Below are 20,347 nucleotides of genomic sequence, written 5' to 3' on the forward strand. Positions count from 1 at the left end.
GACTAACGCGGGCACGCCGTGCGGGGCGGTGGTTTGCCGGTTGGTGCCGCTGGGTTCGGTGGCGCCGACCTGCCGGAAACACATGACCGCGAAAGAGCGGCAGGAGCTGGCCCCCGCGGAGATCTTCGGTCGGCTGGCGGTGGATCAATCGACAGCGTTGTACGCCCTGCGACAGTTGCGGGAGGAAGGCAGGGCGGCTATGTGCCAATCGGGGCGTGCCGGAGAACGTGCAGACCTCAGAGCCGACCGACGCCGGCGCACGACGGGCAGCGCGACCGGGCGGCCGCAACGCTCGGGTGCGGTCGCAGATCCTCGCGGCGACGATGGAGCTCGTTGCCCGCGACGGCGTGACCGGCCTGCGCTACGAGGAGATCGGCGAGTTTGCCAGCGTCAACGGGAACAACGTCTACCGGAACTTTCCGGGCCGCGCTGAGCTCGTCAAGGACGCGTTGCTGCAGTACGCGGAGGACCCGCGCTCTGCACGACTCCGGCGATCTTCGCCGTGTCTGGTCGACTTTCTGGTGGCGCTGGCCGTGCGGCTGTCGAGCTCGGTCGGCCGCGCCCATGTTGCAGGCCACCGTCGCGGCCCCGGCGAACACGGATCTGGCCGAGGCGTGTCGCCGGCGGGGGAGAGATTCCGCCTGTCGACAGCTACTTCCTCACCGTGCTGCTGTCCGGGCCGGTGTACCTCTACGTCAACCAGCGGCGCCACCCGTTAACGCGCGAGGTGGCCGAGAAGATCGTCGTCGTCGTCCTGGCCGACATCCACGCCACCATGTCGTAGGCTCCGGCCGAGCGGTCGGCCCACCAGCTGAACCTGAGCAGGTTCGGCGGAAGTGACGGGACCGCCTTTGGTCTCAGCGCAGCACGAAGACGCGCAGGAGTCCCCACACCGCGGACAGCAGGAGGACGAGACCCGCCAAGCTCAGAGCCAGCCACCTCAGGTCGCGTTGCCGTTGCAGCCTGGTCGGTGCACGGGTGTCGTCCAGGTGGGCGAAGACGGGTGCGAGCTGCTGCAGCAGTGCCATCTCGAGGCTGGTGGCGCGATCGGTGCAGAGGCGGACCGGTTCCGCGGTCCAGTCCTCGCGGAAGTGCAGTGCTGCTCGGACCGTGTGGCCGCTGGCGTCGGGCAGTGGTGCGAGGTCGGGCAGCGGGTGCGGGAACAGGTCGGCCACGTCGGAGCGGAAGTTGTCGTACTCCCGGTTGCCGAACGGGAGCAGGACCACGACGCGGCGCGGGTCGACGGTTGCCCTGACCTGATCGAGCTCCCAGCGCAGTCCGTCACCTCGTCCCGCGCCGATGAGGACCAGCTGGGAGCGGTCGAGGAGCTCACGCACCGTCTCCTGCCAGTCATCGCCGACGTAGACACGGGGCGCACCAGCCGGTGGAAGCGGCTCGCCGGGCCGCCCGATCGCCACCAGTGGTCCGATCCGGGCGAACGCACGGGCGAGCCGCTCCTCCTCGGTCCGGAAGTAGTCCATTGCGGTCTCACCGGTGCGCGCCAGCAGATCGTCGACCAGGAACGAGCGCAGGTACAGCACGGGACGCCGGGGATCGGCCTGGAGTGCGGACCATCCGTCTGCCGAGGTGTTGCGCTTGAACCCGACCCAGCACCTGACGACGACATGCCTGCCGATCGGCTGGCAGATCAGGTGGGCCGCGAGGAGGCCGACGAAGTAAAGGGCACCACCGCCCAACCGGTCGGTCGTGATCGCCAACGCCACCACGACCGCGAGGATCAGCACGCAACCGGCGACGGCGCAGCAGAGGTACGCCGCGGCGCGCGGCTTCGACCGGCCATGCGTTCGTTCAGGGTTTTCGCTCACGTCCGCCCCCCGCGGCTACTGCTCTGTGCAGGAACAACCCGGCCGAGCTGTGACCCAGGACACTGCAGCACTCCTGGCTGTAGGGGACGAATCTCGTCCTCTTGGGTCGCGAGAGTAGACCCGCACACCCCACCAGGCCGGTGTTATCAAAGGAAAAGCGGACATGAATGAGTAGAACTCGGCAACAGGGTTGCCGTGGTGCGACCATGCGCCCGACTTAGTGGAGCCGTAAGTTCGGTCATGCCGTGGGGCATACCTTGTAGGTCTGCGCTACGGGGTGCATCGGGACGCCGGTGCGATGTTCGAGGCGTTGCCGAACCGGTTAGCCGGACCACTCGTAGGAGATATCGGCGACGCGCACCAGGCCGGTGCCCGCGGTGATGTCGTCCTTGATGACGTAGCGGCTGAGTCCGTCGAGGGTCCGCCGGGGTTTTCGCAACCTGCGTCCACAACTGGCCTGCCCCGCCCGTGTCCCGAAACCCTCACGCCCCGACCCCAGGACGCCCCGGCGGACTGCCCAACCGCCGGCCCGCCACACGCCATGACGTCCACACCGTCACCAGGACGAACAAGCACAAACCCAAGCGCGGCAAGAAGACCCAGTCGAGCAACCCACGACCTCGCCGAACACGTTAAAGCTCAAGCTAGTTGTGCTCCGTTGAGTCGGGCAGGGGGCTGGGCAGTCTGGTGCTCGTCTCCGAAAGCCCGGATGGTCGCGTTCTCATGCACGTCGCTGCCGAGATGGCGGTAGAGAAATGCTGACGCAAACGTCTGATCACCCAACCGCTGCCAACTGTGCAGTTGGCAGTCATGAGAGCGCGATCTTCATGATCGAAGCGCGGCTGCCTGCCGGCATCTCTCTCACCGTCACATCCCAAGAGATAGCTGCAACGGGTGTCGCGGCGAGCGGTGTCATGGTCGCGCGCAACCAGCGCCGCCGGGCCGCGTACACCCCGGACCAGGTCAGGGACCGGCTGCACGAGCGGTTCACCGAGGCTGCCGAGCAACGCGAGGCCGGTTTACCGGCCTCGCGTTTTTGTTGAAATCGGAACTGGCCTCTAAGTGTCCCCTTTTTGTCTATAGGTGCCCTCATCTGCCGGTGGTAGCGTGCGGACAACTTGGCGAAACCGGTCGTGAACGGGGGGTCCGCGAGGTGTTTGAGCGGGACGATCTGTCCCCGGTATTCGACGTGTTCATCAGCTATGCGGTCGCCGACAAGAACGTGGTCGCGCCCTTTGTCACCGCGCTCAAACGTGACGGTTTCAAGGTCTGGATCGACTACGAACAGATGGCGGGTGGGGTCCCGGTCATCGACCAGTTGGACGACGGGATCTCGCAGTCGGCCCACATGATCGTCTGCCTCTCCGACGCCTACCTCGACCGGCGCTGGACCAAGGCTGAGCTGGGCATCAGCGTGACGAGCGACCCGGACGCACGTGACGTGCGAACGATCCCCGCGATCCTGCGGCCGCTGACGGTGGAGATTCCGCGTTATCTGAGTCGGCTGACCATCTGCGACCTGACCAATGAGCGCAACGATTACGATCGGCAGTACGAGCTGGTCACCAGGATGATTCGCCGCCGGGTCACGTCGGCCGCCCCGGGAAAAGAGGCGGTCGCGGAGATCTGCGGTGCGCCGTTCGAGCACATCGACCAGCCGGAACTGGCGCTGTTCGAGGCGTATCGGGCGTATCGGGAATTGTGTCGCTTCTTGTACCGACAGAAAATCGGCGACATTCCAACGCATGTGGACTTCCGCTGGATAACGGACCGGCTGATGATGTTGCCCAGCCTGCCGACCCAGATCCGCGACGCGCTGGCCACGATGGAGGGCTACGGCCACCAGGTCGTGCCTGGCTACGTCGACGCGCCCGCGGTCACGGCCGCGACGATCGAGTCGCCGTTGAAGACGCTCGCGACGCTGACCGAATGGGTGTTCCCGGAATGGCGCCGGCCCGACGAGGCCGCGGACGTCTGGAACGACCTTCCGGTGAGCGAGGACGGATCCAGACGACTGCCCGGCACCGACTACGTGCTGCGCGCGCCCGCCGTGGGACGCGTCGCACTCGGCACGCTCTACGGCGCGCGCGACACCGGCAGGGACAAAGCGATGACAGTCGTACTCGTTGAACCACCGCCCGCGGACGAGCAGTCGTTCCGGCTGCGCGTCGCGCGGTTCGAGCACCGGCACCGGGGCGTGCTGGTCGCGGAGGACGGCGGCGAGCTGGTCGTCGGCGGCAGGCGACTGCACTACCTGGCGCTGCCGTCGGTGGACGGCGCCTGCGCCGAGAGCCTGGTCGCACAGGAGAAGCTGCCGCCAAGGGCCGCTCACGAGTTGGTGCTCGGCATCGCGGAGGTCCTGCGGGGACTGCACGAGGCCGATCCACCGGTCGTGCACGGCGACGTCGTGCTGGCGAACGTCGTCGTCGGCGCGCTCGGCACGGTCACGCTGTGCCCTGGGCGGCCTGGTGCCGATACCAGGGCAGGAGACCTCAGCGCGCTGGCCGCACTGCTGGAGGAGCTGGCGCCCGGCGAGGTCGCGGACCGCTTGGCGTCGTGCACCACGGCCGCGCGGGCCTGCCAGGTCCTCCGCGCCGCCTGCCGTGAGCTGCCACCGGAAGGCAGCCTCGGCTCGGTCTACCGGCGCCACCGCAAGACGACCGAGGAGAAGCCGCGCAGCGGTCGCGGGCCGCAGCTCATCGAGAGCTGCCCGATCGACAGCAGAGGGGCGTGGCCACTGGGCGACGGACGGCTCGTCGTGTGGGAGCGCGGCACCGACACGCTGGTCGTCGTGGAGGGTGAGGACACCCACTGGCGTGACACCGGACCGGTACTGGTGCGGCGAGTCGCGCACGGGCCGGCCGGACGGCTCGCCATCGGCGGCTGGGACGGCGGGGTGCGCGGGTTCGCCGGCGGGACGCTCGCCTTCACCGCGCGGATGGACGGCGCGGTCGGCGATCTCTGCTACGTCGGTGACGGCCTTGTCGCCGGTTCGTGGAAGCACCAGCTGTGGCGCTTCACGCCGGACGGCCAGCGGCAGGAGCTGCTCGACGTGAAGGCCGGGGTGCACCGCATCGCCGCGGCCGACGCGCACGACCGGTTCGCCGTGGCCGACCTGTCCGGCGGTCTCGCGATCTATAGCGACAACCGCACGGGCGCGAACATGCCCGCGGTCGGGTTCGTGACCGATCTGGCCTACGCGGGCACGCGGCTGGTCCTGCTCACCGGTGAGGTGCTCACGAGCGTGCGACTGGACAGCTCGATCGGCGGCAGTGAGGCCAGGCCCGGCGCGCGCAGGCTGCTGCGCGGCCCGGCGGCAGGTCACTGCACGCTCGTGGTCGAGACGACGGCGGGCGCGGAGACGTGGCTGATCGACGAGGCGGACCGGCACGTGCGCGACCGCGTCTTCCCCTCCGGACACCGGCTGGCCGGCGTGTGCGGGGTCGCCGGCCGGTTCATCCTGTCCGATCCGGACGGTGGCTACGCGTACTGGCGGGACGGGGAGCAACAGGCGTCGTGGCGTGACGCGACCACCGTCTCCCTCTCCAGGGACGGCAGGCTGGTCGCGGTCAGCAGGCCGGGAGTCGTCGAGCTCTACGAGGACCCCGCATGACGGCCACGGTGACGGAGGACACGAGAACGCGGCTGCTGGCGGCCATCGAGGACCTGCGGGCCCGCGAAGCCACCCCCGCGGTGCGGATCGCGCTGGCCGAAGCGGAGTTCCGGCTCGCGATCGACGCGGCGACCGAACCGGCGGAGGCGATCGAACGGCTGCGTGCCGCGATCGAGCAGGATCCGTTCAGCCCCAAGCTCTTCCTGCACCTTGGCCGGGTGCTGCACCTCGGCGGCAACCCGATCGCGGCGCTGCCGGAGTACCGCCACGCGATCCGCCTCGCCCCCGGCAGCCGCCGGGCGCACCTGCTGCTCGGGCTGGCGCTGCTGGACATGGGGCAGCCGACCCGTGAGCTCGGCAACCGGATGGTCGCGGCGCTGAACGAGGGCGGGCCCGCCGACCTGCAGGCCGCGGTCGCCGAGATCGACACCTGGGTGGAGGAGCAGAGCGCACCCGCCGCCGATCGAAAGTCGCGCAAGTCCGCGCTCAAGGCGGCCGCTCCGGACGCGTGGCGGATCGCGCTGTACGAGCAGATCACCTGCGGCGGCAAGACGCAGGCGAGCCAGCTGTCGGTGCTCCTGCGGACCGGGCAGGCGCGGGTGGCCGACGCCGACGAGGTCGCCGAGTACGCCACCGCGTGCGTGCTGATGCTGGCCGCCGGCCAACCGCCGAAAGCGGTGCGGGACTTCGCGAAACCCGTGCTCACCACACGGGCGGGCCACCCGGCCGTCGTGCTGCTCACCGCAGCGCTGGAGCTCGCGGAGGCAGGCGATCCCGCGGCGTTCGTCGCCATGGCGAGCGAGCGGCTCGAACACGGTGTCCTGCCGCTGGAACTGGTGTGCTGGTTGCACTTCACGGCGTACGGCCCGCATCGGTCAGGCCGGGCCGTGGACGCGTTGGCGCTGCTGGAGAGCTACCCCCGGCGGTTCAGGGACACCGACAGCTTCGACGAGCTGCGGCTGGCCGTGCTGGACGGCCACGCCCGCAACGCGTGGAGCGCGGAACGGTTCGACGAGGCCAGGTTCCTGTGGCAGGAAGCGGGTTCCATCGACCGGTTCCGGGTGCCGGTGGCGCTCAACCTCGCGCTGCTCGCGGCACGCACCAGGTCGACGCAGGACTACGGTCCCGCGTGGGAACGGCTGAGCGAGCTGCTGTACCTGCACGCGGCCGGTGCCGGTGACGTCCAGCTCCTGCTCGACGAGCGCAGGACGCTGCACCTCGCGCTGGCTCAGCAGGCCAGGCAGCGGCACTGCGAGTCGAGCGGTCCGCGCGACACCCCTGCCGAGGCGGAGATCGAGGCGTGGCTGGCCGACGAGGACGCGCTGACCGAGTGGCTGCACCAGTGGGATCTCCACTACGTCAACGCGCGCCTCGGTTTCCGGTCGCCGGCGCACCTGCTCGGTGTGCTCGACGACGCCGGTGAGGAGGACCGCGCGGCGGCCGCGACGGCGTTCGCCCGGCACGTGGAACTGGCGTTGGGCGGACGCGACTGGGCCGGTGTCGCCGTCTTCGCCGACCTGGCAGCCGCGGTGGCCCAGCAGGCGCACCAGTCGATCACCGAGACCCGCGACGAGTACTACGAACCGGAGCGAGCGGCGGCGCGCGCACTGGCCGAGGTGGCGCTGAACAGGGGACTGACCCTGCGGCGGATGATGATGGCTTTGCGGGACGCCCCGTCCGGCGCGCAGCTGCGGCTGGGCTACGACCTCGCGCGCAGGCAGCTGGCGCTGCCGTGGCAGGTGCTGCGGCCGATCTGTGTCGAGCTCGGCCTGCTCGGCGAGGACGTCGACCCGGTCAAGCTGTTCGAGTACGACCTGGTCAGCCTCGCCACGTTCTGGGACCAGCCGGAAGCACCCGCTGGCCAAGAGTCCATTTTGGACGGATGCGTCAAGCTGGTGCCGCACGACCTCACGCTGCGGCTGATGCACTGCCGGGCGTTGCGCGCCGCCGAGCGGCCTGCCGACGCGTACACGGCAGCCGTGGCGGCGCTGGAACTTCCGTCCTCGGACGACGAGAGGCGAGAGGTCCTGCTGGCCAGGCTGGTCGACGAGGTCGACATCGTCGGCTGGGAGGACATCCCCGAGTCCATCCGCACGACCGCGGGTCCTCCGCCCTCGATGTCCGCCGAGGACGTCATCGCGGTGATCCGGCAGGCATTGCAACGGTTTCCGCGCAGTGCCGTCGTGCGGCGCGAGCTCGTGCGGCAGCTGGTGCGGACCGACAGGGTGACCGAGCTGACCGAGGCGATCGACCTGCTGCGCGAGGGCATCACGCAGGCGTTGAACGCCGAACAGCGCGAGGAGTTCGCCAAGAGCCTGACCGAGATCGCACCGAAAGCGGCGAGCGCTCCGATCCGCGCGGCAATCCGCGAGCTGGTCGAACCCGCGCAGCAAGCCGCTCGCACCGCGATCGACGACTACATGCAAAACGGCAGCCCTGAAAGGAAAAAGGCGGCGCTCACGGCCGTGCGCTCGGCCATCGGCCCGATCACGGAGGGCCGGCGGATGGCCGAGCAGGCCGGGCTCGACGCCGAACTCTCGGCGCTGGACGAGTCGCTCGCCCAGCTGAACCGGCTGGCAGAGCAACTCGGCGACGCCGAACCTCAGGACGGGGAGGGCTGAACCATGTTCATGATCGATCTCGGGGGCGACTCCCACTACTCGCGGCTGGGAGTGGAGCCGGACGCGACGGCCGAGGAGATCCGGCAGGCGCGGGACCGGCTGATCCGGGAGCTGAAGGAGCAGGTGCGCCGCGAGCCTGGCCGCAAGGCGGAGCTCACCGAACGGCAGCAGCGCATCAACGGCGACGCCGACGTGCTCGTCCGTCCGGCGAAACGGGCGCAGTACGACCAGGAGCACGAACACCTGCGGTTCTTCACGATCAGGTCGGCCGCCGCGCCGATGTTCACCAGCGCACCGGACCGGATCGACGTGCTGCACCGGGTGCTGAGCGCGCACCTGCGGGCGGCCGGGGTGCACCTGCGCCCACTGTCCGATGTGGATCGACACGACTTCGACGCCGACATCACCCCCAACACCCTTCTCGACGAACTGATCGGACAGCGCTGATGGACACGGCTTCGGACGCCGCCACGACGCAGGCAGACCCCACGACGGAACCGGAAGCGGACCCGGCGATCGAACGGCTGGACCGGATCGGGACGCTGCTGGAGGAGGTCGTCGACGACAACACCGCCGTCACGACGTCGATGAACCAGCTCGTCCAGTCGCAGCGCGCGCTCAGCGCCGACCTGTCGAGGGAACTCGGCGAGCTGCGCAAGGACATGTCGGCCGGTCTCGTCCACCGGACGCTGAAAGACCTGTGCCTGCAACTGATCGGCCCGCTCGGCGCGATGGAGGCGATGCTCGACCGCGCCGACTTCACCGACCCCGAGATCGTCTCGGGGCACGTGAAGAGCCTCGTGGTCACGCTGCACGGCGTGCTGAACCGGATGGGTGCCGAACGCATCACCGTCGACGTCGGCGTGGAAGCGTTCAACCCCGCCAAGCACCGGTGCGTGAACGTCGTCGGGCCGCAGGACTCACCGTTCCCGGACGCGCCGCCGCGCACCGTGGTCCGCATCGTGGAGGACGGTTACCTGCTCGCCGATCGCCTGCTCAACCCGGCCGTGGTGGAGATCATGGCCGACTCCGCACCCGCCTCCGCCTCCGCCGAATAGGAGCAAGTGTCATGCCATTCCACAAGGTCATCGGCATCGACCTGGGCACCACCTACTCCGCGGTGTCCATCTGGGACGGTAAGGAAACCGTCATCATCGAGAGCGCCCTCGGTACCAAGACGGTGCCGTCCGTGGTCGGCCTCGACCCGGAGGGGCAGGTGATCGTCGGTGCCCCCGCGCAGAACAACCTGGCCAGCGATCCGGAGAACACGGTCATCGAGGTCAAGCGCGACATGGGCGTCTACCTCAAGGAACCGACGGGGCCGGACGAGCCCGGCGAGCCCAAGCGCGTGCGGTTCCGCGGCCGCGACTACCTGCCGCAGGAGATCTCGGCGTTCATCCTGATGGAGCTCAAGCGCCAGGCGGAGGAGTTCGTCGGCGAACCGATCCACGACGCCGTGATCACCGTGCCCGCCTACTTCCGCGAACCGCAGCGCGGCGCCACCGAGGACGCGGCCAAGATGGCCAGGCTGAACGTGCGCAGGCTCGTCAACGAGCCGACCGCCGCCGCCGTGTGCTTCGGCGCGGACAAGATCGAGGACGAGGACACCCACACCTACGCCGTCTACGACCTCGGCGGCGGCACGTTCGACGTGTCGATCATCCAGGTCAGTCCCGGCAACGTCAGCGTGGTCGGCACCGGCGGCGACCCGAGGCTGGGCGGCGGTGACTTCGACGACCGCATCACCGGCTACGTCCTCAAGCAGATCAAGGAGAAGCACGGCGTCGACCTGACAGGCGACCAGGCGGTCTGGCAACGCGTCAAGCGCGAGGCCGAGATGCGCAAGCGCGACCTCTCCGTCGCCAACGCCGCGACCCTGAACCTGCCGTTCCTCACCAGGGACCTGTCGGTGAACGTGCCGCTGACCAGGGCTGTCTTCGAGTCGTTGATCAAGGACCTGCTCGACCACTCGCTCGGCTGCCTCGACGAGGCGATCGCGTCGGCGCGGGAGAGCAACGGCATCGAGCGCGACGAGATCGAGCAGGTGCTGCTGGTCGGCGGTTCCAGCAGGATCGCCTGCATCCGCCCGATGCTCGCCGAACACCTCGGCCTCGACCTCAAGGACATCCGGTCCGACATCAGCCCGGACGAGGTGGTGGCGCGCGGCGCGGGCATGGTGGCGCGCGACTACCCCGCGGCCGACGGCTACGAGGGCATGGACATCGCGATGGCCCCCGTCGACGGGGAGGGCGGGCTCGACATCGGCATCGGCGGTGAGGACGGCGGCGGGATCATCCTGCAGGACGTCACCAGCCACACGCTGGGAATCCTCGCGAACAAGTCGGACTTCGTGCCGATCCTGCCCAAGGACAGCCGGATTCCCGGCAGCGAGACGCAGGACAACTTCGTCAACGGCGGCAAGGGGAAGCAGCTCGTCGTCCGGATCTTCCAAGGCGAGAACCCGGTCGCCTACGAGAACGACCTCATCGGCAAGGTGCCCATCGAACTGCCGGAGGCGCGCGAACAGGGCTACTACCGGTTCGCCGTCACGTTCTCCATCGACGAGAGCGGGCTGCTCGACGTCTCGGTGAAATGCCTCAACGACGACCAGATCTGGCGCACCCAGCTGCAGTGCGACGTGCGCGCGACGCGGGAGGAGATCGAGAAGAGCGCGGCACACCTGAAGGAAGTGATGGCGGGCGGGAGCAGCGGGCTGCCGGAACCGCCCGGTGCCACCGAAGCCGTGCGCGAAGGTCTGCCCACACCGCCGCCGGCGGAGGCTGCCGAGGACGAGTCCGCTCTGCTGCCACCACCGCCGGAGAACACGCCCGACGAGTTCAAGAGCGTGGCCAGGCGGTCGTACAAGCTCGTCTCGCAGCTGCCGGAGGAACGGCGGGCCGAGCTCGAGTCGGCCTACCTGACGTTCGTGATCGCCGTGCGCAACGGGTCCAGCGAGGTCGAGGACCTCGGCGACCGGCTCAGTGACGTCTTCTACCAGTACAAGTAGTCATGCAGGGACCACCGGGAGTCGAGATGGTCGCCGCGGTCGGCAGCACCGACCGCGGCGAGTTGTGGCGTGCCAGCAGGCACACGCCGAACGACCGGATCGTGCGCATCGTCGAGCCGCGGTTCGCCGACGGGGCGTTCAAGCGCGCGGTGGGGACGCTCGGGCAACGCCAGCTCGCGGCGATGGTCGAGATCACCGGGCACGACTACACCGCCGATGGCCGTTACTACATCGAGTACCGCACCGATGCCGACTGGCTGACCCTCGCGGAACGACTGGCCGTGCTCACGGACTGGCAGGATCGCGTGGCGCTGCTGGAACGGATCTGCTCGCTGTTCGCCCGCTGGCAGCGCAGCCCGGTGCACCCGCTCGGTCTGAGCCTGCACAACATCGTCGTGGTGGCGGAGGATGATCGCTGGCTGCCGTGGCTGCTGCCGTGCCCCGCCGTCACCTACGGCACGCCGTGCGATCTGTTCGGAGTGGACAGTTCGGTGGTCGCCGCGCTGGCACCGGAGGTAGTCCGCGGTCTGCGGCCCGGCAACCGGGCGGTGGACTGCTACGCCATCGGAACGCTGGTGGCACAAGCACTTGGTGACACCACCGTTGCGACGATCACCGCCGACGAGGACAGGGTGGAGGCGCAGGCGCGCGGCCTGCTGTGGCCCGCCCTCACGGCGGGAACGCGGATTCCGAGCACGTTGTGCGGCACGCGGGAGGGGCAGGACCTGTTCCGTGTCGTCGAGCACTACCGCCACGCCACGCCGACCGCCCGGCCGGCGGACGCGGAGGAACTGCGCTCGGCGCTGGACGCGGTGGCCGATCCGGTGTCGATCGCCGCCGGTCTGCGGCGCACAGATCCGGTTCGTGCCCTGGAACTCCTGGAACTGGTACGCGGGCACGACGGGGAAGCACGTGTCCGTGCTTGCCTGCTCGGTACGGAGATCGCCGCCGAGCAGGGCGACGGTGAGGCCCAGCTGCGTTACCTGCACGAGGCGGTTCAGCTCGCGCCACGCCGGTTCGACCTGCGTCAGCGCCGGTACGAGGCCGCGTGGCGGGTGTTCGAGTCACGGCCGTCGGATCGCGTGCTGGGCAAGGTGATCCTCGACGACATCGCCCTGCTCAAGCAGGTCGGGTTGGAGGAGGACGAGTCGGTGCTGTACCAGCGCGCGGCCGAGGTGCACCTGCGCCGCGGCGAGCCGGCCGCCGCCGCGCGGGAGGCCCACGCGGCCGCCGCCCGCGACTTCGGCGACCTGGCCTCGCTGTTGCTGTACGGCCGCTGCTGGATCGAGCTCGGCGATCTGCACAACGCCAGACTCACCGAAATCGAGGGGCGGCGCCGAATCGAGCGCTTGGTCGCCGCACAGGATCTCACCAAGGGGGAGGCACAGCAGTGGTACGAGCGGTTCGCCCGGCTCTTGTCCTGATCACCGCCGTTGCCGCCATGATGCTGGCGGCACCGGCACTGGGTGCCCAGGACGACCCGACCGTCGTCCTGCCCAGCGGCACCGTGCTGCCGCCCGGCCGCCATCAGGCCCAGATCAAGACGCCCAACGGCATCGTCACGGCCGACATCGTCGTGCCGGGCGCTCAGGGGGTGACCCAGCAGCCCTCCGCGCAGAACCCCACCACCGGACAGTCCACACCGGACAGTTCGCAGGCACCCTCCACCCAGACTCCCGCGCAGGCCACCGGTTCCTCCGGCATCTTGACGGCACTGCTCGCGATCCTCGGCACACTGCTGGTGCTCGCCGGCGGTTTCGTCGGCTATCGCAGAATCCTGGTGCCGCGCAAGCAGGTCCGCGAGTACCGCGACGTCGTGGACCTGATCAAGCGCGGTGAGCACGCGAAGGCGTTGCCGGAGCTGGACCGGCTCGAACGCCAACTGCCCGAGAAGCAACGGGCGGAGGCCGGGTTCTTCGCGGCCTTCTCGCTGTTCCAGGTCGGCTCGGTGGACGAGGCCGAGTACCGGCTGGCCGCACTGCACCGGGAACGTCCCGACGACGTCGACGTCGCCTACCTGCTGGCCCACCTGCGCGTGTCGCGCCGTGACTACGACGGCGCGGAACCGGTGCTGGAGGCCATCGAGAAGGCGGGCGGGATGAGCAGCACGCGAGCCCGCAAGCTCTACGGGGTCGTGGAGTTCCACCGTGCGCTGGAAGCGTTGCGCGACGGCAGGGTCGACGCCGCGGCCGTGTTGTTCCAGAAGGTCGAGAAGCTCGGCGACTTCGCCGACCGGATCCCGGCGGATCTACGCAACCAGCACGTCGTGCTGGGCGCGCAGGCGTTGTTCGACCGGGACCTGGTCGCGGCGCGCGGTCAGTTCGAGGACCTGTCGCGGGCGGCGGAGGACGTCGAGCCCGAGCAGCGGGAGTCGATGCTGGCGTCGGCGGAGATCGGCCTCGCGCTCGCGGGCTGGCTGGAGAACACGCTCCCGTCGCTGGCCAAGGTCGACGGACTGCTGACCAGTGCGGCGAAACGGCTCGATCCCGCCGCGGACACCGAGCCGGAGTGGACCTACGAGCCCGACGAGGACAGCGTCGCCGAACGACTCGTGGCGCTGACCGAACGTCAAAGCAGGACAGCGGATCTCAACGAACGCGACCTCACGCTGCGAGCCGTGCACCTGCTGCGCGCCGCGGTCGTCCTGCGCCTCTGGGCGGCAGGCAAACGCACCCCCGCGGAAGATGCCGCACGGCTCGCGGACGTGCTCAGCAGGCTGGCGTGCGCACGCCGGTACGACCCGGAGTTCGGTGACCCGTACCTGGTCGCAGGTCTGCTCAAGTGCTACCTGGCGACGACGGAACGGGAGAGCGCGGACGGTGTCGCGTTGTTGCGCCAGGCCCAGCGGCTCGGTGTGCGGGAGCCGGACGTGGTCCGCATCCTCAACGAGGAGGCACGCCGCGGGCAGGCGCGGAGGGACGCGGCTGACCGGTACCTCCAGGTGCTCGACCAGTACGTGGAGAACCCGTCGGTCCGCCACGAGGTCAGGGTCAGCCTGCTGGACCGGTTGTCGCGGTTCAGCAAGGTACGCCCGCTCGACCGCCGTCCCGAGCTCGCGAAGGCACGGGTCGTGCCGGTGACGGTGGACGAGGTGAACAACCGCGCCGAACTGCTCAAGGAGCGCGTGGTCCAGCTGATGGCGGCGCGTGGCGGGGACGCGAACCTGGCGGCCGCCCAGGAACTGGTGCACAACCTGGAGAACGACAGCAGGCGCCTGGCCGAGCAGGCGCAGTCCGTCGAGACGAAGGAAGCCGACCTGCTGGTGTACATCGGCGACTGGTTGCTCGGCGACAACGAGGGGTGATGTCCATGCTGCGCAAGCACCTGAGCCCGGCCGACTGCCTCGGCCAGCTCCCGGAGCCCGAGCTCGAGTTCACCGACGAGGCGACGGGGGACACGATGCGCAGGATCGAGCTGCGCCGGTCGATCCTCGCGATCGCCGAGCTCGACCACGCCGCGCAGACCGCGCTGGTCAACGCCGTGGTCGCGAAGCAGCGCAAGGAAGGCAGGGCACAGCACCGTGGATGAGGAGGAGCAGGGTCTCGCGTTCGCGCCGGCTCACGACTGGGATTCCGACCTCGTCCGCGAGGCGGCCAAGGCGTTCCAGCCGGAACCGCTCGACCTCGGCAACCGGGTCGGGTTCGCGCCGGAGCACAAGGTCGACCTCGGCGGGATCGGCGACCGGTTCCGGCCGGCCGACGACGAAGGTCTTCGGATCGGCGGCGACGCCGACCGGCTGCGCGAGGATCTCGCGCGGCTGAAGGAGCACGAGGCCGACCTGAAACTGCGTGCCCTGCTGGAAAAGGCGGAGCGCGCGTTGACGGCCGAACGGTTCACCGACGCGTGGACGCACGTCGAAGCCGCACTGGAGATGGCACCTGCCAACGTGTCCGCGCTACTGCTCGGCGCCCGGTGCAAGTACTCGCTCGGCGAACTGGGCACGGCGTTGAACCTGGTGAGCACGGCACGTCAGCACGCGACGGACGCCGCTGAGGTCACGCTCGCGGCGCGGCTGCGCGACGCGTGCGAAGAGCGGCTCGTCGACGAGGTCAGCGCGATTCTGGGCGACATGCTGGAGGACGAGCAGCACGACTCGCTGGCGATCGAGTTCGCCGAACAGTGGGTGACCAAGCACCCGGAGGTGCTGGGGCTGCACTACCTCCACGGCGCCGCGCTGCTCTACATCGGCGAGGCCGTGCGCGCGCGTGCCGTAGTCGAAGCGGTGATGGCCGGCGCCGGCGCAGACCTCGAGATCTTCGCCGAGATGCACCGTTCGATCCTGGCCGCGGTGCACGCGCCGCAGGTGGAACGCGCCCGCCAGTCGTTGCGCGTCGGCCGGCCCAAGGTGGCGATCGAGCAGCTCGCGGAGTGTGCGGAGGCGCTGGAGGCCGAGCCCCGCTACGCACGGCTGTGGTCCTACGCGCACGAGCGCTACGCGAAGAGTTCGAAGATCCCGTTCGTCGGCTGGCGGCGCACCAAGCGCGCGAACGTCGCGCCGCTGGACGTCGACGGTCTGCAGGACGTGCTCTCGTGGGTGCTCCGCGAGGAGCTCCAGGATGCGCTGAACGCGTTCTACGCTGGCGACTTCGAGACCGCGAGCAGGCGTTGCACCCGCGCGGCGGCCATCGACCAGCGCTGCGCCGTCGTGGCCTACGTGCACGCCTCCGCCGAGACGATCTCCGCCGACATCGCCCTCGAACGCATCGACCTGAACACGCTCGCGGTCGCCGAAGGGCATCTCGCCACCGCCGAGGAGATCGTCCAGCGCATGGCCGCCGACCCCGAGTTCGTGGAGCAGCGCCGCAACCTCGGTGCCAAGATCACCGCCGAACGCGCCGAAGTCGCCAAGCTCACCAGGTTCGTGAGCAGCGTGACGCGGTTCAACGACCTGATGGCGCGCTACGAACACCGGCGCATCACCACGCACAACGAGCTGTACAGCGTCCGCGGTGAGCTGATCTCGATCCGGTCCACGGCTCGCGTGGCCGTGCGGGAGCACGACGCGGACTCGCATGCAGGGCGCACGCTGCGGCAGGTGCTGGACGCGGTGGACGCGACGCTGCGGCAACTGCGTCCGTAACGTTTCGCGAGCTCTCCCTGATGGCTCAGGATGAGGCGTAGGCCACCCAGGCCGCGACCGCCACGAGTGCCGCCGCCACCAGAGCCGTGCCCCGCACCGCTTCGGTGAACGTGCCGGCGGCCGCCCATGCGGACAGCACGGTGCCGAGCACCGCGATGCTGAACGATCACTGCAGCTCAACGGGCGGCGCAAGGTTATGGCACCCCACAGGAATGTCGAGTATGACGGCAGTGGCCAGCCGATCGACTACGAGAACGTAGAGCCGTTCGCGACGATGGACGCCGCACTGTACGAGGCCCGCGGCGTCGTGTTCGGCGCTTACCGTCGAGCGTCGGCAGATCGACGGCGTAGGTCCAGGTTCCGTGCTTGCGGTTTGCCAGCTTCGGGCAGCGGGCGCCGAGCTGGCGGCCGTCGGTGCCGCGGCAGGCACAACGGCGGTACACGCGACCACGGTTCGGGCTCTTCATGGCAAGCTCCTCCGATCTCCTTGCTCAACCTGCTCCTGGTGAGCAGCGCAGGACCGGAGCGTGGGCCGCGTGCGACCACTACGCGACCACAAGCTGCATCGTTGCTGGTCTGGTGAATGCCACTTGTGACTCTGACAACCGGTCGTGCTGGCTGGGAAGACGTGTCCACCCCTGTCATTTGCTCGCTGTGAGTGAGGGTCGTGGCGGGATCTTGCCATCACGTTGACAAAACATCGGAGCAATACGCATCGTCTCTTGGGGTCGTGCCTGTTCGCTGGGTAGGTAGCGATTCAAACATCCGAGCACAAGGTGGTGGTCGATGTGGCGTTACGTAGTGTGTCCGTAGTGGCGGCGGGTGTCGTGGTTGCCGCGACGGTGGTGGTTCCCAGTCAAGCGGCGGCCGCGGCCGAGCTTCACGCCTCACCTGGGGGCTCCGGTACGGCGTGCACGGTGTCGGCTCCGTGCAGTCTCACGGGTGCACGGGACAAGGTGCGCACGCTGGTTGCCGGGATGACCGGTGACATCGTGGTGAATCTGGCCGGTGGCGTCTATCGCCTCGGTGCCCCGCTGGAACTGACCGCGCAGGACTCCGGGCGCAACGGGTTCAAGGTCATCTATCAGGCCGCTGCGGGGGCACGTCCGGTGTTCAGTGGTGGGCGCGCGGTGACCGGGTGGCAGCTGGTGGATGCTGAGCGCGATCTGTACCGGGCGTCGGTTCCGGCGGGTACGTGGTCACGGCAGCTGTACGTGGACGGGGTTCGCGCTGTGCGTGCCCGGTCCGTGGAGAACCCGGCCGGGCTGACCAAGAACGCCACCGGGTTCGCTGCGGCCGATCCTGCGTATGCGTCGTGGGCGAATCCGATGGATGTGGAGATCGTCAGCCGCAACTCGTGGAAGCACATGCGGTGTCCGCTGGCGTCGATCACACCCAGCGGCGGCGGTTCGCAGCTCAACGCCGTGAACCAGTGCTGGGCCAACACGGGTATCCCCAACCGCCCGAACTACTACTTCCCCTACAGCGGCAGCGGGCAGCGGGGTATCGACAGCGTGGCGTGGCTGGAGAACGCGTTGCCGCTGCTGGACGAGCCGGGGGAGTGGTACCTCGACCGGGCGGCCGCTCAGGTGTACTACAAGCCGCGCGCGGGTGAGGACCTCGCGTCGGCCAGCGTCGAGCTGGCGGTGGCGGAACGGCTGGTCGACCTCGCGGGCACGCCCGGCCACCTCGAGGTCGTCAACGACAACGATTCTCGTGCCGCGTACAGCGGGTCCTGGGCCGTGAAGACGAACCGGCCGTTCGGTGACGTCAGCGACGACGTGCACTACACCACGGCCAACGGCGACTCCGTGACGTTCACCTTCACCGGTACGGGAGTCGACGTGCTGGGGGAGCGGTTCACCGACCTCGGCGACATCGACTTGTACGTGGACAACAAGTTCGACCGCACGGTGAGCGCGTACGGGGCGGCGCCCCGGTTGGCGCAGCAGGTGATCTACAGCCGCACCGGCCTGTCGAAGGGGTCGCACACGGTGCGGTTGGTGAAGAAGTCGGGCCAGTTCCTGGCGATCGACGGATTCTCGGTCGTGTCGGAGGTGATCTCGCCGGTGCACGACATCGCGTTGCGCGGCATCACCTTCGGCTACGCCACGTGGCTGCAACCGTCAGGACCGGAGGGGTACGCCGACAACCAGGCGGGTGTGGTGTGGGTGGGCACGCCGCAGCGCATCGGCCGCACGCCCGGCGCGGTCCGGGTGACCTGCGGCCAGCGCATCGAGATCTCGGGCTCGGAGTTCAGCCGACTCGGGGGCACGGCGGTGGACTTCGCCGATGGCACCCAGGACTCGACCGTCGTCGGCAACCGGATCACCGACATCTCCGGCGCGGGTGTGTCGGTCGGCGAGTTCGACGACCACTGGCTGAGCGACCCGAACCGCCAGACGGCGCGCAACACCGTGTCGGACAACCACATCAGCCGGATCGGCCGGGAGTTCGAGGACGCCGCGGCCGTGTCCGTCGGCTACACCCGCGACGTCCGGGTGGAGCACAACGAGATCACCGGGACTCCGTACACGGGCATCTCGCTGGGTTGGGGTTGGGGCTGGGATTCGCCCTACAACACCAAGAACGAGCGGCGCGGCACCAACTACGCGCGGGGCAACCGGGTCGTCGGCAACTACGTGCACGACGTGATGAACGTGCTCTCCGACGGCGGCCACCTGTACACCCTCGGCGGTCAGGGCGACGGCAGCGTCCGGTCGGTGGCGGCGGGCAACGTGTTCAGCAAGGGCGGCTCGAAGGAACCGAATTCCAAGGCGCTGTACCACGACGAGGGCAGTTCGTGGTGGGACAGCTACGACAACGTCGTGAGCCAGACCGGCGAGCTGTGGACGCACGAGTGGATCAACTCGATCCACGACATCACGATCCACGACAACTTCACCGACGACCCCAGGCAGATCAACAACGGCACCAAGGTCACCATCACCAACACCACCCTCGTGACCAACGGCGCCTGGCCGCAGCGCGCCAAGGACATCGTCGCTGTCGCCGGCATCCGGGCACCGCACCGCAAGACCGTGCTGCCCGAGGAACATCTGGTCAACGACGGTGAACTCGGCCCGCTGCTGTCGCCGGCGTCCATTACCTACACCGGAACCTGGAACGTCTCCCGCAACCGGCACTTCGGCGACCTCAACTGCGACGTCCGCCACACGTCGACCGACGGCGACTCGGCGACCATCACCGGCACCGGCACCGGCATCCAGATCCTGGGTGAACGCAACAGCGACCAGGGCCGCCTGACGGTCACCCTGGACGGCGCGCCGGTCGGCACCGTCGACACCCACTCGCCCACCCGCATCGCTCAAGCCGTGATCTACCAGGTGTCCGGCCTGACCCACGGGCAGCACACCCTGAAGCTGACCAAGTCCGGCGGCGCGGTGGCGACCCTCGACGGCTTCCGGCTGGACCGTTCGATCGACGAGGACGACCCGGCAATTGTCTTCGAGGGCAACTGGTTCACGCACGGCAACCGCGGCTACGGCGACTTCGGCAACGACGTGAGGGCGACCACGGCGAACGGGGACTCGGTCACCGTGTCTTTCACCGGCACCCGCATCGACGTCCGCACCGAGACCAACAGCGACCAGGGCCCGGTGGACGTCTACGTCAACGGCCGCTACCGAACGACCGTCAACACCTACGCCCCTACCCGGTCGGCGCAGCAGTCGGTGTTCACGACCGATCTGCCCGCCGGCCACCACACCCTGCGCCTGGTGAAGGAATCCGGTCAGTACCTCGTGGTCGACCGCTTCACCATCCGCTGAACCCGGTCGGCGCGACCGGCACCCAGGGCGCGGCGTGCCGGTCCTTGCGGAGCGGCCGAACCGGCTGAACAGGGCGGCGTCCGTGGAACAACCCCACGGCACCGTCCTGTTCGGCTTCGCCACCGCACCCCAATTTCCCGCGGTTCACGCCGTCCGGGCCTTTGAGGTCCTCCCGCATGTGGTTCATCCGGGACAACGGACGGTTGCCACATGACACCAACCCGACGATGTGTTGTGCGAGTTGTGGGGACCGTTGCGACTCGTCGCCGGCTTGGCCATGCCCACACCACCGCAGGTACGGCGTTGGCGCGCTGGCGAACAGAGGTGTGGCGGTGGAGATCGTTTGGCTTGGCGGCAGCGCCAACTGCCGGGTGGTCCGGCGCCGCACGCCTGGGCTACCCACGTCACA

General features: G+C 69.1%; 15 protein-coding genes. 12 read left to right on the plus strand and 3 right to left on the minus strand.

The window, feature by feature from the left end; translation table 11 throughout:
• Positions 1–296: 296 nt before the first annotated feature.
• Positions 297–719: a TetR/AcrR family transcriptional regulator gene (locus JOD27_RS47085; protein WP_372441667.1), complete on the plus strand. Its 423-nt coding sequence runs from the start codon at positions 297–299 to the stop codon at positions 717–719.
• A 138-nt stretch (positions 720–857) separates the two neighbouring features.
• On the opposite strand, the gene JOD27_RS00115 is transcribed toward JOD27_RS47085, so the two are convergent.
• Positions 858–1,826: a hypothetical protein gene (locus tag JOD27_RS00115; RefSeq protein WP_204760050.1), complete on the minus strand. Its 969-nt coding sequence runs from the start codon at positions 1,824–1,826 to the stop codon at positions 858–860.
• Positions 1,827–2,653: 827 nt separating this feature from the next.
• Between JOD27_RS00115 and JOD27_RS00120 the strand changes: the two genes are divergently transcribed.
• The 10 genes from JOD27_RS00120 to JOD27_RS00165 all read left to right on the plus strand — a co-directional run bounded on the left by JOD27_RS00120 (position 2,654) and on the right by JOD27_RS00165 (position 16,147).
• The gene (locus JOD27_RS00120; RefSeq protein ID WP_204761199.1) at positions 2,654–2,869 is read left to right on the plus strand and encodes a hypothetical protein; all 216 of its coding nucleotides are present in this window, start codon (positions 2,654–2,656) and stop codon (positions 2,867–2,869) included.
• 110 nt (positions 2,870–2,979) lie between these two features.
• On the plus strand, positions 2,980–5,439 hold the full coding sequence (locus JOD27_RS00125) for a TIR domain-containing protein (RefSeq protein WP_204760051.1): 2,460 nt from the start codon (positions 2,980–2,982) through the stop codon (positions 5,437–5,439).
• Entirely contained in the window at positions 5,436–8,060 is a 2,625-nt protein-coding gene (locus JOD27_RS00130) for an ESF1 family protein (RefSeq protein WP_204760052.1), read from the plus strand. The genes JOD27_RS00125 and JOD27_RS00130 overlap by 4 nt, the downstream gene beginning before the upstream one ends.
• A gap of 3 nt (positions 8,061–8,063) precedes the next feature.
• The gene (locus JOD27_RS00135) at positions 8,064–8,507 is read left to right on the plus strand and encodes a J domain-containing protein (RefSeq protein ID WP_204760053.1); all 444 of its coding nucleotides are present in this window, start codon (positions 8,064–8,066) and stop codon (positions 8,505–8,507) included.
• On the plus strand, positions 8,507–9,118 hold the full coding sequence (gene grpE / locus JOD27_RS00140) for a nucleotide exchange factor GrpE (RefSeq protein ID WP_204760054.1): 612 nt from the start codon (positions 8,507–8,509) through the stop codon (positions 9,116–9,118). The genes JOD27_RS00135 and grpE overlap by 1 nt, the downstream gene beginning before the upstream one ends.
• A gap of 11 nt (positions 9,119–9,129) precedes the next feature.
• The gene (locus JOD27_RS00145) at positions 9,130–11,067 is read left to right on the plus strand and encodes an Hsp70 family protein (RefSeq protein ID WP_204760055.1); all 1,938 of its coding nucleotides are present in this window, start codon (positions 9,130–9,132) and stop codon (positions 11,065–11,067) included.
• Between the two features lie 26 nt (positions 11,068–11,093).
• Positions 11,094–12,491: a serine/threonine-protein kinase gene (locus tag JOD27_RS00150; protein WP_204760056.1), complete on the plus strand. Its 1,398-nt coding sequence runs from the start codon at positions 11,094–11,096 to the stop codon at positions 12,489–12,491.
• Positions 12,458–14,371 (plus strand): tetratricopeptide repeat protein, encoded by a 1,914-nt coding sequence (locus tag JOD27_RS00155; RefSeq protein ID WP_204760057.1) that lies wholly within the window; start codon positions 12,458–12,460, stop codon positions 14,369–14,371. The genes JOD27_RS00150 and JOD27_RS00155 overlap by 34 nt, the downstream gene beginning before the upstream one ends.
• A 5-nt stretch (positions 14,372–14,376) precedes the next feature.
• Entirely contained in the window at positions 14,377–14,595 is a 219-nt protein-coding gene (locus tag JOD27_RS00160; protein ID WP_204760058.1) for a hypothetical protein, read from the plus strand.
• Positions 14,588–16,147, plus strand: coding sequence for a tetratricopeptide repeat protein (locus JOD27_RS00165; RefSeq protein ID WP_204760059.1), 1,560 nt, complete (start codon positions 14,588–14,590; stop codon positions 16,145–16,147). The genes JOD27_RS00160 and JOD27_RS00165 overlap by 8 nt, the downstream gene beginning before the upstream one ends.
• 25 nt (positions 16,148–16,172) lie before the next feature.
• Here JOD27_RS00165 and JOD27_RS45745 read toward each other — a convergent pair whose 3' ends face one another.
• The gene (locus JOD27_RS45745; protein WP_275591540.1) at positions 16,173–16,298 is read right to left on the minus strand and encodes a hypothetical protein; all 126 of its coding nucleotides are present in this window, start codon (positions 16,296–16,298) and stop codon (positions 16,173–16,175) included.
• Positions 16,299–17,103: 805 nt separating this feature from the next.
• Between JOD27_RS45745 and JOD27_RS00170 the strand changes: the two genes are divergently transcribed.
• Positions 17,104–19,938: a right-handed parallel beta-helix repeat-containing protein gene (locus JOD27_RS00170; RefSeq protein ID WP_204760060.1), complete on the plus strand. Its 2,835-nt coding sequence runs from the start codon at positions 17,104–17,106 to the stop codon at positions 19,936–19,938.
• On the opposite strand, the gene JOD27_RS00175 is transcribed toward JOD27_RS00170, so the two are convergent.
• Positions 19,925–20,125, minus strand: coding sequence for a hypothetical protein (locus JOD27_RS00175; protein WP_204760061.1), 201 nt, complete (start codon positions 20,123–20,125; stop codon positions 19,925–19,927). The genes JOD27_RS00170 and JOD27_RS00175 overlap by 14 nt on opposite strands.
• Between the last annotated feature and the right edge of the window lie 222 nt (positions 20,126–20,347).

This window comes from Lentzea nigeriaca, assembly GCF_016907955.1.
Lineage (GTDB): Bacteria > Actinomycetota > Actinomycetes > Mycobacteriales > Pseudonocardiaceae > Lentzea > Lentzea nigeriaca.

Coding starts and splice junctions, on each gene's coding strand:
- JOD27_RS00120 (WP_204761199.1), top strand. CDS start 2,654: ATGATCGAAGCGCGGCTGCCTGCCGGCATCTCTCTCACCGTCACATCC.
- JOD27_RS00130 (WP_204760052.1), top strand. CDS start 5,436: ATGACGGCCACGGTGACGGAGGACACGAGAACGCGGCTGCTGGCGGCC.
- JOD27_RS00135 (WP_204760053.1), top strand. CDS start 8,064: ATGTTCATGATCGATCTCGGGGGCGACTCCCACTACTCGCGGCTGGGA.
- grpE (WP_204760054.1), top strand. CDS start 8,507: ATGGACACGGCTTCGGACGCCGCCACGACGCAGGCAGACCCCACGACG.
- JOD27_RS00145 (WP_204760055.1), top strand. CDS start 9,130: ATGCCATTCCACAAGGTCATCGGCATCGACCTGGGCACCACCTACTCC.
- JOD27_RS00150 (WP_204760056.1), top strand. CDS start 11,094: ATGGTCGCCGCGGTCGGCAGCACCGACCGCGGCGAGTTGTGGCGTGCC.
- JOD27_RS00160 (WP_204760058.1), top strand. CDS start 14,377: ATGCTGCGCAAGCACCTGAGCCCGGCCGACTGCCTCGGCCAGCTCCCG.
- JOD27_RS00175 (WP_204760061.1), bottom strand. CDS start 20,125: ATGAACCACATGCGGGAGGACCTCAAAGGCCCGGACGGCGTGAACCGC.